Below are 15406 nucleotides of genomic sequence, written 5' to 3' on the forward strand. Positions count from 1 at the left end.
AAATTTCCGGTGAGTTCTCAGAACAAAATCAACTTCAAAGCTCACTCCATTCAAATAAGGGCAATATAAACCTCCAAAGGGAGCAATTCTTTTTTATTCTTTCCGGGAATGTCAAACGAGATAACGTCTGTTTTACTTGTATTCGATGCAATGATATATTTCTGACCTTTTTCATTTTCTTTGATCATAATATGTAAGTCATTATCAATTTTCCTGTCTTTTGTTTCAAGCTTGATAATGTGCAAATTCTCATTTAATTCCTTCAGCATGGGGAGTAACGCATCAAAGACTTCCGGCGTTTTACGCCAATCGTTCCAAAAAAGGATGCCTGTTGCTCCATGTATAACAGAAGTATAAATCTGACATTTTACGTTCTGAATGTAATCTTGTTCCGTCATCGTGGAAGGTTTTGCATATCCATTGCCATCAAAATATATCCACACAGGAATCTTGCTACCTAAACCGGCTTTAAGAGCATCGACAGTTATACCAGACAATTCCGGATAAGCAAAAAAGTCGCGAAAAGCATTTATCCCAAACACATCTCCACAATTTTTATATGCTTGCGCAACTAACCTGGTATTTTCATACCAAACAGATTTTAACGTTTCAAAATCATAATCGGTATATGAATATTCGCCATTGCTAAACTGATAGACCGGATTACCATTATGAGCCTGGGCAAATCCCAGTAATGGAATTTTGCATTTACGCGCCTCCGGATCGATTAACTCATAAGGCGGATCTTCAGGAAGTGAGCCATACTTTTCCTGGTACCTTTGTTCAAAAAAATATGTACTCCCTTTACAATGTCCTAACAGGTCAACAAAAACAAGTGAATTCTTATCTTGCTTTTTAACTCTTTCGTTAATTTTTGCTCCTACAACAGGAGGCACTGCCCATTTACTTACACCTCCCAATGCTATTTCATCAATATGTGAATACATGTATTTATCATTCGGAAGAGTTTCTAATATTTTTTTGATTTCTGAGTCAAGATAATTTTCAAACTCAGGATTATTCACGTTTTCTTTAATAAACCGGCTTCTGTAATAATCTTTTTCTGCACCTTCCGGCACCCCTGATTTTTCATTTAAATAGCAATGCAAAATGGGAGAAAAAGGGTTGAGTATATTTATTTTATCAGACATATAATCTTTTTCATTGCCCGGTGTTATAAAAAGCATGTTAAATGGGTCCGATTTTTCTTTAAACAGGGCAGCATTCTCTTGGTAACTTTGCTCATCAGCATCCAGAGAATCCGTAAATTCATAACCCGGAACATGCCAGGTTCCTATTGCAAAAAATTTTTCATATTTGTAACTACCTGTTTCTTTACTTAAAACCCAACCATCATTATCTGCTTTCCAGACAAACTTTTGTGCCTGCAATGGCAAAGTTAGTACACCACTGAAAAAACTAAGCACACAAAAACCGCATATTGTTCTTTTTAAACTTTTCATTTTCAACAATTACGAAACATAAAAAAATCCCTGACAGATATTCTTATCTGCCAGGGATAACCACTAAATTTTTAATATCCCGGATTCTGTTTCAACCCCGTGTTAACCCGCAAACTATTTTCGTGGAAAGGCCACAAATAGTTATTCGATTTGAACGAACGATCTTCTATTTTTAAAGAAACAAGTTCTCCATTCACTTCCCTGGTATGACCTAAGGCAGGTTTATTTAGAACTTCTTCGGCAATTCGCCACCTGATGATATCGGCATATCGTAATCCTTCGGCGGCAAACTCAATACGGCGCTCATTCCGTATTAAATCAATCCAATTCTGCTGACTATATGCATCGTATTCCGGCAAAGTGACGTCAGCTACGGTCATATCCAAACCGGCCCGTTCCCTAACCTGGTTGATACAGCTTTTAGCCAGGGCATCAACATTATTCAGCATAATTTTTGCCTCGGCATAGGTAAGCAATACCTCGGCATAACGTAAAAAAGCAAATTCAAAATTTCCACTGCTTTTAAAAGCATCCGACTCGGACACATATTTTTTGAACCAATATCCCGATTTACTGGCACGCTGGTTCTCATAGTACATCGGGTTATTTTCATTATAGATATCGATTGGCTCACCATAAAAGTCATCTCCATGCCCCATTATGCTTGCGCTGTAACGTGGGTCACGGTTAAGTGAAGGAGCCAATTCATACTCTTTTTTAGTATGAAGCGGGCACTCATCAATAGGCCTTCCCTGCAGGGTCCAGTATGAATCTATCAACGATTTCAACGGGACAAGATATGACTGTCCGGGACCTGTACGGTAATGCGGCCCCAAATCCCTGAAAGTGTATGTAGCCCTGTTTCCATTGCTTTCTCTGTTCATATGCATAATGAACTCGTTATTATCCGAGCAGGCATCATATTGAAACAGGTCACCATAAACAGGATGCAATGAATAATTGCCGCTATCCATTATTTCTTTGGCCAGCCTGGCCGCCATTTCGTACCGGCCGTTATAAAGTGCATACCGCATGGTTAAGGCTTTTAATGAATACCGGTTGAACATGTACTTGTCGGTGGTATATTCATCAGCCGGTAGCCGGCTGGCTATTTCCTCTGCAAGTGGGAATAGTTGATCCAGTATCTCCTCTTTGGAAGTTGCCGGCTGAATAGCATCAGTCAAGTCGGCAGGTTCCAGGTGAAACGGAACATTACCCCAGCGAAATGTTAACTTAAAGTAATGCCATACACGCATGGCCTCCAGTATACTTTTGTATTTTTGCCTGACTGCTTCATCTTCCACGTAAGGGATATCGGCATTGGCAATAAAAGTATTCAAACGGCCGAGGTGTTTCATTTGTAATTCGTAGTAATATAAAAATGCAGTGGTGTTACTGTTAAAGTTACCGTTCGCGATACGCTGGTGGTGATCGTCCTCAATCCGGCTATATGCATTGTCCGATTTCCCATCAGACATATATAATAGCGTTTTCCTATTAGTGGCATGTGTAAAAACATCCAGATAGCTACTGTAAATCACCCGGCGCAAATCTTCTTCGTCGTTGAAAAACTCAACGAAAGAAGTTGCTGTAGGATCCCTTTTATCTAAAAAACTATCACATCCAACAAATGTAACTGCAAGTATAATAATATAGATAAGCTTTTTCATTCTATAATAATTTTTTAAATTTTAAAAAATAGTTGCTTTTATACCCATACTATAGGTAGCCATCCTCGGATAATTACCATCTCCACCATCCCTTTCAGGTTCGAGACCTTCCCATTTAGTAAAGGTGATAGCGTCCTGGGCATTTAGATAGATGCGGACATTTCTGATATTTTTCCCAATTTTAGGAATGGAATAACCTAACTGAATGGTTTTAAATCGAAAAAACGCAGCTTCACTTAACCACACGTCACTCAGAACGGCATTGGTACTTGAGCCTGTCCAAACCCTTGGGAAGCGACTGTTTTGATTATCCGGCGTCCAGCGGTTTTCCATATAATACTTTCGCGGGGCCCCAAGATTGTTGCTTGAGCCATCCATTAATACCGGATAACCTTCCATTCCGTTTAACCTGCCGGTACGTTTGCCAACTCCTTGTCCTAATACAGAGAAATCCCAGCGCTTATATTTCAAATCTACACTTACAGAGTAGTTGTAGTGAGGAAAAGGATCGCCAAGATTCACCTTATCTTTATCGTTAATTATTCCATCATTGTTCTGATCTACATATTTGATATCACCAGGGAGTGTATTCGGTAACTTGGCTTCAGTTGCTTCCACCTCTGCCTCATCATCAAAATAACCATCACTTTCATAGCCATAATAGTTATTAACGGCAATTCCTCTATACCAAATTTTATCGTTATTATCCTTAAATATCAGTGTATCAGAGTCAGAATAACCTGCTTTCAACACCTTGTTTCTATTGTCGAAAAGCATGGCACCAATGCTGTAAGAGAAATCTCCAATTTTATCTGACCACTTTGCTGAAACCTCCCATCCTTTATTCTCTACTTCACCAATATTCACTGATGATGTAAGGTAATATGATCCGGTGAGTGGAGGTACCGGGAAGTCAGAATAAATCAGGTCGTAAGAATGTTTACGATAGGTATCAAAGGTGATATTCAATTTATTTTGAAGCGTTGTAATATCTACCCCCACGTTAATCTGTTTTTGCTTTTCCCATGAGAAATCGGGATTGGGAACACGCATGGTCCATCCCCATCTGTTCACGATTTCCTGCCACAAATAGGGGGCTACATTCTCATTTCCAATTAAACCGTAAGAAGCACGAATTTTGAAATTATTTAATACCCCGTCATCTTTCAGAGAGGCCATAAAGCTCTCATTATGGAGATTCCATCCTAATGATGCTGAAGGGAAAAAACCCCACTGATTTCCGGGAGCAAACTTACTGCTACCATCTGTCCTGACCGTTGCTTCCAGCAAGTACCTGTTGTCAAAAGAATAATTCAGCTTGGAAAAGAACGAAGCCTTTGATATTTCCCGGTAATCCGTATATGTATAATTCATTACTTCGGTTCCAAGAACCAGGTAAATCTTATCCTTCTTTTCGCGCAACTCTTTTTCATAATTGATAAGACCGCGGGCCGTAATTTGACTAACGCTGACTCCCTGAGATGAACCGACATCATTATCCCAAACATCTACAGGTTTTCCGTCGCCGTCGTAAAATTTAAAAGTTTCCCTTTTATATTTATTGGCTGATTTGTTAATCATATACGACACATTCCCGGAAATGTGAAGATTATCATTGATATAGTATCGGGGCCTCAGATTAATGGTACTTCTGTCGTACAAATAATTTTTTGTACCTCCATACTTAATTCTGGCCAGCGGATTCAGGTTATTGTGCAAAATATAATGGTCGGGTAGTTCCGATTCATAAAAGATATCCTGTGTTGGATTCATCCGCCATGCAATCTCATAAAGGCCATGTCCATCGTCATTGGCCATTAAACGATCCACCTGCAGACGGTGTGCATAAAAATCAGCCAATAAAAGAAAGCGATCGGCAATATTAATATTCGTATTAAATCTGGCGCTGAACTTCTGGGTACCTTCCAGTTCGTTCAAACCATTCTCTTCAACATATCCCAACATTAAATTGAATGTTCCAACTCCACCACCACCTGAAATATTTGCAGCGGTATTATGTGAGTATGCTGTCTGTTCCATGATAGCATTTAGCCAATCGGTATTGCTATATTCTCCGTTATCAGCCAGATTGATATCATCTGTGGTAAATAAAGGTTCCTGTCCCTGCATTGTTCTGGCCTCATTGTTCAGCCGCATATAATTGGCTGAGTTTACAAAATCCGGCAGATCGATTGGGGACTGCATGGCCACCCAGCTATGCAAATCGACTTTAAATTCTCCGGTGCTTCCACGTTCTGTTTCAATAATAATTACACCATTGGCTCCACGAGAACCATACATCGAAGCCGATGCGGCATCTTTTAAAATACTGATACTTTTAATCTGGTTTGGATCAATATCTGTTAAAGATTGTTCCATCCCATCAACAATAACCAGTGGTTCAGCATCCTGGAGGGTACTTAGCCCTCTGATGGAAATGGTACCCGGTACGCTACCAGGAAGATTACTCCCTTGCAAAATTGTAGCCCCGGCCACCGTGCCACTAAATGCCTCCTGGAGTTTAAATATCGGACGGTTCTCTACTTTATCCATGTCAACTGACTCAACCGATGAAGCAAGGTGTCTCCTTTCCACCGTATTGTAGCCCATTACCACCACTTCAGCCACATCAATATTGTCTTCCACCAATACAACATTAATCTTTTCTTTTCCGGCAGTATTTATTTCATAATCCTTGAATCCCAAACTACTAAAAATGAGGGTTACGTCGTCTTTCACGGATAATCTGTATTCGCCAAGCTCATTGGTAGCTGTCCCAATTGCCGCGCCTTTAATAACCACATTTACAAACGGGATGGGTTCTCCCTTTGTATTGGTTACAATACCAATAATCTCTTTTTGTTGTGTTTGTTTCCGGGTTTCCTTAAGAGTTGCCGATGAAAGTTCATTTCGAAAATTTACCGTTGATTTAGACTTGTCACCTTCCAGAATTACAATTTGACGATCGTAAATGTGGTATAGATTCCAGGTATCTTCAAACGTTTGATCAAGAATCTTTTCTACTGTTTCATTTTTTACATCAATATCCACCCGGCGGGTTATGTCCACCCACTTTTCGTTGTACAACAAAATGAACTCACTATTTTCCTCGATGTGTTCGAATACCTCCTTAACGGTCACATCTCTCAGTTTTAAACTGAACTTTGCAGACTGTGAATAACTGTCTGCCGCAGAAACAACCATTGCTGTAAAAACAAAAAAGGTTAACAGCTTCATTCTCAAAAAAAATTTAAACATGCTTCTCCTCGAGAAGCATCGCAATTCTCGTTTTTTCTTCATACTTTTACACTGTTTAGATTAAACACCATTTAAATCTATTCGAAGACCGGAGGGCCTGTTCTGTGAAATAATAAGGCCAATTAAATTTCACAGGGTTAGTACGCTCACCGGTTTTCTTTTTTTATTCTATCATTTTTGCATAGGCAATTCTTTCATTTTCTTTTCAATTAATACTTTATCCCCACTAATGCGGAACTCAAAACCGGAAGCATCTGACAATACCACCATCACTGCTTCGAGTGAATCTTTCAAATCAAGCTTCCCGCTAATTCTATCGCCGCCCGGGTAATTATCGGGCAAATGGATTTCTACATTGTAGTACCTCTCCACTTTTTGCAATACAGACAAAAGACTTTCTCGGTAATATTCTAGCCAGCCGTATGTCCATGCTATAAATAAATCGGCATGAGGCTCATTGGCCACATTCAATTTACTGCTTTCTTTAAAAAAACTTGCCTTTTGCCTGGGGGTTAAAACTACATCCGTTTTTCCCAGGCCAAAAGTTTTTGGTTTGCTCACAATCACACTCCCTTCCAGCAATACCGTTTCAATGGTTTCATCATTTGAGTAGGCTGAAACATTAAAATGGGTACCCAAAACCTTCACATCCAAATTTCCGGCTTTTACAATAAAAGGATGTTTTTCATTACGGGTAACCTGGAAACAAGCCTCGCCTTCGAGGTAAACTTCCCTTGTATCGTCCGTAAACCTGGAAGGAAAAGCCAATCGGCTACCGGCATTAAGCCACACTTTAGTACCATCTGCCAGCAACAGTTCCGATTTTTTCCCATATGGAATCACCACTTCGTTCATTGAAACGGTTTGCTGCCCGGTACCCGTTTTTTCCTTTAAATCAATAATGCTGTCGTTTACGGTTACCTGATCGGCTACATCGTTCAGTGTAATGGTGGAGTTGTCTTTTTTCAGGGCAATTTCCTCTCCAGTTGAAAGCACCATGCGGGCGTCACCGGCTTTGGGAGAATCAGGTGAAACGAACTGGTATCCGTTGTTCCTTTCATTTAGATAAAGGTATCCGAATGTTCCCATGGAAATAAGGATAAGAATAGAAGCCGCCCAACTAAACCTCCTCCTGAAGTTCAGATTTCTCACCTTTTGCTTGTACTGCTGATCGTATTTGTCAATATTCTTCCATACCTCCAGTACAGAATCTTCATCCAGCACATCGTACTTTTCGCGAAGAAAAAGAATAATTTCGCGGGCTTTGTTGACCTTCGGACGAAAACCGGAGTTAGCTCCCAGAAATCTTTCCCATTCTATCTCATTTTCATGATGTAATACCCAGGCAATGAAAGATTTTTCTTCCAGAAGTTGCTCCAAACTATATGCTAAAAATTCTTGTTTCATTCGATTATTGGCCGTTAATATTTTAAGAAAGTCACATTTTCGGTTTTTGTGGACATTTTTTTCAAGATTTTTTTTCAAAACTAAATTTCAAGTTTTCAATCCCCTCACTACAAGACTGTTTAAATTTCATTTCTCGATATTATATTGAACTGTAAATTTCAATAAAGCTAAAAATTGATCAAGGCACAACGACCTTGTATTATGCAATGAATTTTTCAGGATTCCGCATTGGAGTAAGTGGTAAGGACAGGGTTTACAGAACCTGGTAAGTCTGAAAAATGGGAAATAAAAATTTTCCGATTTGTTCAAAACTTCTCCTGCCGCCAGAACAAACAATCCAAAAATGATCTACATTTGATTTGTTTTTCTTAACACAAACAATGAAGACAATTATCAGAAAATCAGAACCAAACGATTTAAATTTTCTCGAAGAACTGGAAAAAAGCTGCTTCCCAAAATTTCAGCAAAACACCCGACGCGCCATCCGTTACAGCATGTCAAGCCCTTTTCAGCAACTCATTATTGCAGAAGTACAGGACGGGAAAGAAAAACGGCCTGCCGGGTCGGCTACCCTGTACCTTTATACCAAAAGCCTGCGCATATTTTCCATTGCCGTTTTACCGGCTTACCGGGAACAGGGAATCGGCAAACAGCTTATGGAATATATTATGGCCTTTGCCCGTGCAAAAAAAATGAGGCGTATATCACTGGAAGTCCGGCGGACAGACGAAAAAGTGATTCAGTTTTACAAAAATGCCGGGTTTAGTTTTTTTGAAGAACTACCCGATTATTACATGAAAGGTGAACACGGATTGCGCATGGTTTTACAACTCGATGAAAATCCTGAAAAACAAAGCATTTCCAATATTATCATTGTACGAAATCCAAAAAGCTGGAACCTTCCTATTGAGGGTGTCAAAGTTATTTCCTCGCGCAGTTACATCACCAGTCCGGAGTTTCAGTCGTTAAAAAACGTGCGGATATTTAACCTGAGTAACTCATATCAGTACCAGAAAATGGGATATTATGTATCGCTGCTGGCATCGGCCCGGGACCACCGCGTAATTCCCAATGTGACAACCCTGCGCGATTTCAGCAGTCTTTCGCTCATACGATCGCTTTCAGGCTACATTGATGAAGATATCCAAAAAACACTTAAACCAGTGGAGGGAAGCAGAATAAGCATTTTTGTCTATTTCAGCCAGTCGGTAAATCCAAAGTTCAAACAACTTGCCCAAAAGCTGTATCACCTGTTCGAGGCGCCTCTGTTGCAAATCGACTTCGTCAAAAATGAAAAATGGATGATACAGAAAGTAACCCCGCTGAGCATGAAAAAGGTAAATCCTGACCATTTGGAGAAAGTGCAGGAGTTTGCCCGTGACTACTTCTCAAAAAAACGATTTACCCGTCCCCGGTTTAAAAATTACAAATACGACTTGGCTATATTGGTGAACCCGGATGAAAAAAATCCGCCATCATGTCCGGTGGCTCTGCAAAACTTTAAAAAGGCCGCGGAAAAAGAAGGCTTCTACACCGAATTTATCACAAAAGACGACTTCAGTCAGCTTTCGGAATTCGACGCGCTATTCATCAGGGAAACCACCAGCGTGAACAATCATACATACCATTTTTCGCGGGCTGCCTATGCCGAAGGGTTGGTGGTCATTGACGACCCCTGGTCTATTATGCGCTGCTCGAACAAAATCTTCCAAAATGAGCGACTGAAGCAAAATAAAATAAAAACCCCTGTTACCGTGGTATTGTCCAAATCAACTTACCGCAAACTGGAAACTGCCCATCTTGCTTTCCCTCTGGTACTAAAACAACCCGACAGCGCCTTTTCCCTTGGCGTGGAAAAGGTAACTACGCCGGAAGAACTGGATGTCTCACTGAAAAAACTTTTCCAGCTGTCCGATTTGGTTATCGTGCAGGAGTTTATGCCCTCGGAATTCGACTGGCGCATCGGGGTTCTCGACCAGGCTCCGCTTTACGCCTGCAAATACTACATGGCAAAAGACCACTGGCAAATTTATAACTGGAACAGCAACAATAAAAACAACTGGGGCAATTCGGAAACAGTACCTCTGGATCAGGTCCCCGAACCGGTCATAAAAACAGCGGTTAAAGCGGCCTCACTCATTGGTGACGGGCTTTACGGAGTGGACCTCAAATTGGTGAATAACGAAGTTTATGTGATTGAGGTAAATGATAATCCCAATGTTGATGCAGGCATTGAAGATTACGTATTAAAAGATGAATTGTACACCAAAATTGTGCGTTCGCTCTTTAACCGCATCGAAATAAACCGCAACATTGCCCAGTTTGTGACGGTCTGAAGAATCATATTTTTTTTGAAGTTACCCGTTTTATATATAGTTTTGACTCGACACTAAAAGCAGCGCAAAAAAGAATGAGGAGCCTAAAAATACCATTTACAATTTGATGACCCTCGAAGGATATATTGTGGTGGCCGTGATTATTCTTACCATCGTGGCGCTTGCCAAAGAGGTGATGCGTCCTGGTCTGGTCTTTTTCTCCGCCGCTGTTGTTCTGATGTCAACCGGTATCATTAGTGACAAAGAGTTGCTGGCCGGTTTTTCCAACAAAGGAATGATCACCGTGGGTGTACTTTTCCTGGTGAGTGAAGGTGTTCGGCAGTCAGGGGTACTGAACCGCCTGGCCCAAACCTACCTGCCGCGCAAAAGAGGAAGGATGGTTTTTCTGATTCCGCGCATTATGTTGCCCGTTTCAGTTTTATCGGCTTTTTTGAATAATACACCCGTTGTGGTTATCTTTGCGCCCATCATCAAAAAATGGTCAGAAACCCTGAACCTTTCCCATAAAAAATTTCTCATTCCGCTGTCGTTTGCCACAATCCTTGGCGGTATGTGTACCCTTATCGGAACCTCCACCAACCTCGTTGTGCATGGTTTGATTCTCGAAAACGGATATCCCGGATTCGGTATGTTCGAATTAGGAAAAGTAGGACTTTTAATTGCCATTATCGGAACTATTTACATTGCCATTGCCGGAAACAAATTACTCCCCGGGAAAAAAATTCTGTTCAATACCCGCAGCTCTGCAGGATCAAAAGATTATTACTATGATGTTTTGATACCGGAAAACAGTACTCTCATCGGGCTGGAAGCCACAAATGGCAGGTTGAGAGAACTGAGCAAGCTGTCGATACGTTGTATTGAACGCGAAGGAAATATCATCGAAACCAAACGGGGCACATTCAAAATACTGCCCAACGATAAACTGATGCTGGCCGGCAAATCGGATCGGCTTAACTATATTTTGGCCAACGACAACATCCGCCTCAGCGGATTAGACCACATAAAAAATGTGCCGAAAGATAAACTGAAACAGTATGAGGCTGTGATTTCGCCCCGTTTTCCGGGTATTGGAGAAACCATACCGGAGTTCAACTTTTACGAACATTACCAGGCCGTGGTGCTGGCCATTCATCGAAACGGAGAGCGTATTACCTCGAATATGAACAACCTGAAACTAAAACCCGGCGATAACCTCGTTTTACTCACCACCGACAATTTTATCCAAAACTGGGGCGATTCCAGGATATTTTATATGACCTCCTACATTCGCGATTATCGTGCTACCGGTACTTTCTGGACAAAATGGCTGGCCTTTATCATTCTCCTGGCTATGATTATTGGCGCTACAGTAGGGCGCTATTTTGAATCGCCGGCGGGGCTTACTTTTGATATGTTCTTCTTTTCGGTACTGGCAGCCGTTTTGCTTGTATGGCTGAAAATTATGCCCCACCAGAAATATACCAGAGCCATCAGTTGGGATGTGCTGATCACCATTGCCTGCGCGTTTGCCATCAGTAAGGCGATGCAAAACTCGGGAGCGGCCGAATCGCTGGCACGAACCACCATTAATTTTTCAAAGGCATTTGGCCCTGTTGGTATATTGGCAGCGCTTTACATCGTTACAGCCATTGCCACCGAAATTGTCACCAACAATGCAGCGGCGGCCCTCACCTTCCCCATTGCCTTGTCCGCAGCCCAGCAACTAAACCTCGACCCAAAACCATTTTTTGTGGCCATTGCCATTGCCGCCTCGGCCAGTTTCTCTACGCCCATCGGCTACCAAACCAACCTGATTGTTCAGGCCATTGGCAACTATAAATTTACCGACTATGTAAAAATCGGCCTTCCCCTGAATATCATTGCATTCATCCTTTCCCTGCTGCTCATTCCCGTTTTTTGGGAATTTTGAAAGGAAGTAACACGAAAAATTATTTTCTGTTTACGGGCTATGCTTTTGTTTTTCGCATTAGGCTGTCTGATATTACTGGACATACCAAGTACTGATTTAAAAATTGTAGCCAAAATCAATATCGTATAAAACGGTAAACCCCTGATCGCCTGTTGTCCATTTTGCAGCGCCTAGTCCCAGGTTAAAATACCAGTGTTTATTTATCACTCTTTGCCATCCGTATTCCATTCCGGTCAGGCTCGCCCCGGTGTCAAAAAAATAAGCATTTACGAGGCATACATAATTCCCGGAATACTTATAGGTTCTTTTATTCTCCGCTTTCCTTTTGTTTATATTATGATAATACCGTAACTGGGTGTCCAGAAACGGGTTCACTATCCAGCCAACGGAACTGCCATATCCAAATTCATTCTTTAGCATGGTGCTAAGAGAGACCTTTTCACTCAATCCAAACTCAATACCTGCTCCCGGAAGCAGAAAACTCAGCTTGAAATTAACAAGTGGTTTACTATGAATATTATTTTCAAAGTATGATTTACTGCCCGGGTTGTTTGCTTTCCAGGCATTGTATTTCACAACGAACTCATCAACGTTCTTTTTATTAATGTATTGAAGAGTATCCTCCAATCCCGGATAATCATCGCAATAAAATTTAATAGCGGGAATCAGGCGTCCAAAATTAATATCGGAATCAAATCCCCCGAGCCTTTTCTTTCTTTTGAATGTGTATACATTTACATTTCCCGAAACCTCTTTTTTAAAAAATGCATGCTCCCATAACCCCATATCGCTTTTCACATACCTGTCTGCATGAATGTATATTTCGGCTATTGCCTGTTTGGGATATCTTATTTTCTTATCCTCCCGGAACAATTTAACACCACCTGCTGAATAATATTTTTTGTTTTTCAGCATCCCGCAAATCGTATCGTTGTTTTCCAAAACAACACATCCTTTTTTTTAATCTTTTTGCGCAACTGCCACCAACGAACAGAATATTAAAATGAGAGGTAAAATTTTCTTAGTCATTCTTTCCTTTTTTATATGCTTGTATGATATATATTTAATCTGTTTGATTCATGAAGGTTTCAGGGAATTTTATCATGCTGAAAGCGATATGTTTGAGTAGGGCCCACACCTTAATTTTTACGCTTTTCCGGTTATAATTTACACCGCACCGGTGCCGTCTCTTTTCATCTTTTGGTATACATAATAATTTTCATTATCAATATACTCAAACCCTTTATCTCTTTGTCTTAATTTTGAATGTGTCTCTTTAGATGACTTCATTTTATAATCAATATGGTATGTAAAATTTTTACATTGAATCAATCCCAGAAGTTTAAAATCATTTCTGTTTTTTATCGAATCATTATCTGAGAACAAACTGTTTGTCAGTACAAAGCCTCTGAATTTTATATATTTCTCACAATAGTTTATCAGCTTTCCGCTAAACAAAGAAAGCAACAAGTCGAACGAACTGGTTCTCAATCCCAAATCGAACCGAAAATCCTTTGGAAGAAAATTCCAGTAAGACGACTCCGGGAAAGTTTTATTTTCATTAATAATACCTGATACATCATTTTTATTTGCGAAGAAATCAATTGATAATTGACTTGTATCAACGTACACAACATGGTTAAAATAAAAGGATGGAGTGACGTGAATTGAACAGCCAGGATATAGCACTGTGGCCGGATTAAATTCATCTTTAATCAATTCAAAAAGTCCCAGGCGCTCGAATCCTATTGATTTGTAAAACTGAGAATATTTATCGCTCACCCTTTTTTTCATACCGGCAATATAAGCTTACACTATTCAGCTTACTTTATGCAAGGCTGAATGATTTTTGGTTTTATCCGGATAAATCTAAAGAACTTTCCTAAAATAAACAACAGCGGGAGTAAACCTGGCTCAAATAGGAATATTTGCTGAAGTAAAGTATTCAATGACGGACCAAAGGAGCTCGTCGCGGTTGATGCGGATTTCGAAGAGCGTTTACGTCCGCACAAACTGAACGGCAATGCGAGAATTCACCCCTGAATGATGCACCGAAACCGGTCTAAATATGTGCTTTTTTGTGTTTTTTTACCTTTTCTTATCCTTCATTTTTTTGACAATCTTCAATACAATCGATAATAACAGTTTGTCCAACTTGGTAAATACTCATTTCTGGCTTTCCCTGATATTGAACATAAACACTTTTGTTTTCTTCCAATTCAATATCAAAATCACTCAAATCTATGGGCTCAAGCCTTGTTGAATCTGATAATTGAATAGCCCGGCCACAACCATCAAAACCTATCAAATTTTTAAGTATTCCAATTTGAAAATTTTCACAATTGTTTTCTTTCTCGCATGAAAGTTGAGTTATTGAGAAAACTATAACAAAAATGACCATTAAAATAGTCCATTGAGTTCTAACAGTTTTTTCTTTCATTTTTCTTTTTGATTAAATTTCAATCAAGAGATACTAAGTTTATTAATTTATGTTAGATGTTTTTTCATGATAGGTTTTCTTTATTGATTGATTTTATGTCACTAAGGTCTTCTTTCACTTAAAGCTAAACACAATATACCTGGAAATTGAGTGTTGGATACTTATTCTTTTTGAATTAGCTGCTTAGTAAACAACCACGCCCGGAGGACGTGGCTTTGATTTTCAATTTCCCCTAAAAGGGGGAAAACGTTAACGCCAGTTCTTCTTACGTTCTTCTTTTTCTTGATGTCGGACATACCTTCGAATCATTTCTTCATCCAGACCAATGGTGCTAATGAAGTAACCTTTTGCCCAAAAGTGATTGCCCCAAAGGCTTTTGCTTCAAAGGCTTTTGCTTCAAATCCGGATAAGATTGAAAAATGCACATTGCCAACTTTCCCTTCAACAATCCCATAAAATGAGATACTGAAATCTTCGGAGGGATGGAACAAACCATGTGAACATGATCCGATTGGACACTTTGTTCCAATACTTCTACTTCTTTCCATTGACTGATTGAAACAAGGTCTTGTTCTACTTGTACTTTCAAGGTTCCTGCTAGTATCCGAAAACGATACTTCGGAACAAAAACTACATGGTACTCACATTTGTAGTACACATGTGATAATTGTCTAAATTTACCCATGTTTTTTATCTTTAATCATGGGCAAGATAAAATGACTTAGCCAATTGTCCATTACCACCGTCTAAGACGGTGGTTTTTCAAATTTTAATAAACAGGATCAGGTACCGGAGGTATCAAATGTTACAGAGACTGTCTAATTTTATTTTTTGAACAGCCTCCTTGTTTTGTTCTGATTGAATTTTGGGACGAGAATTATCTTGTTGAGAAATAATTTTGGGACATCGCCTGAATGCAA

At 39.9% G+C, this 15406-nt stretch carries 9 protein-coding genes and 1 pseudogene; 2 read left to right on the forward strand and 8 right to left on the reverse strand.

The window, feature by feature from the left end; all coding sequences use genetic code 11:
• Window positions 1-50: 50 nt before the first annotated feature.
• The 4 genes from D1164_RS12660 to D1164_RS12675 all read right to left on the reverse strand — a co-directional run bounded on the left by D1164_RS12660 (window position 51) and on the right by D1164_RS12675 (window position 7798).
• A complete protein-coding gene (locus D1164_RS12660) occupies window positions 51-1463 on the reverse strand; it encodes a hypothetical protein (protein ID WP_119350352.1) in 1413 nt (470 codons plus the stop codon).
• Between the two features lie 71 nt (window positions 1464-1534).
• Entirely contained in the window at window positions 1535-3133 is a 1599-nt protein-coding gene (locus D1164_RS12665; protein WP_119350353.1) for a RagB/SusD family nutrient uptake outer membrane protein, read from the reverse strand.
• Between the two features lie 21 nt (window positions 3134-3154).
• Entirely contained in the window at window positions 3155-6370 is a 3216-nt protein-coding gene (locus D1164_RS12670) for a SusC/RagA family TonB-linked outer membrane protein (protein WP_206611000.1), read from the reverse strand.
• A 192-nt stretch (window positions 6371-6562) separates the two neighbouring features.
• Window positions 6563-7798 (reverse strand): FecR family protein, encoded by a 1236-nt coding sequence (locus D1164_RS12675; RefSeq protein WP_147372177.1) that lies wholly within the window; start codon window positions 7796-7798, stop codon window positions 6563-6565.
• Window positions 7799-8178: 380 nt separating this feature from the next.
• Here D1164_RS12675 and D1164_RS12685 point away from each other — a divergent pair, with 380 nt between their 5' ends.
• Window positions 8179-10134, forward strand: a complete 1956-nt coding sequence (locus D1164_RS12685) for a GNAT family N-acetyltransferase (protein WP_119350356.1) — start codon at window positions 8179-8181, stop codon at window positions 10132-10134.
• A 106-nt stretch (window positions 10135-10240) separates the two neighbouring features.
• A complete protein-coding gene (locus tag D1164_RS12690; protein ID WP_119350357.1) occupies window positions 10241-12046 on the forward strand; it encodes an SLC13 family permease in 1806 nt (601 codons plus the stop codon).
• 96 nt (window positions 12047-12142) lie between these two features.
• Here the strand turns inward: D1164_RS12690 and D1164_RS12695 are convergent, their stop codons facing one another.
• The 4 genes and pseudogenes from D1164_RS12695 to tnpA form a co-directional block, all read right to left on the reverse strand.
• A complete protein-coding gene (locus D1164_RS12695; RefSeq protein ID WP_147372179.1) occupies window positions 12143-12988 on the reverse strand; it encodes a hypothetical protein in 846 nt (281 codons plus the stop codon).
• Between the two features lie 225 nt (window positions 12989-13213).
• Window positions 13214-13840: a hypothetical protein gene (locus tag D1164_RS12700; RefSeq protein ID WP_119350359.1), complete on the reverse strand. Its 627-nt coding sequence runs from the start codon at window positions 13838-13840 to the stop codon at window positions 13214-13216.
• Between the two features lie 304 nt (window positions 13841-14144).
• Window positions 14145-14486: a hypothetical protein gene (locus tag D1164_RS12705; protein ID WP_119350360.1), complete on the reverse strand. Its 342-nt coding sequence runs from the start codon at window positions 14484-14486 to the stop codon at window positions 14145-14147.
• Window positions 14487-14735: 249 nt separating this feature from the next.
• Window positions 14736-15171, reverse strand: a pseudogene (gene tnpA / locus D1164_RS12710) (IS200/IS605 family transposase).
• Window positions 15172-15406: the final 235 nt, after the last annotated feature.

This window comes from Mariniphaga sediminis, from assembly GCF_003573545.1.
GTDB lineage: Bacteria > Bacteroidota > Bacteroidia > Bacteroidales > Prolixibacteraceae > Mariniphaga > Mariniphaga sediminis.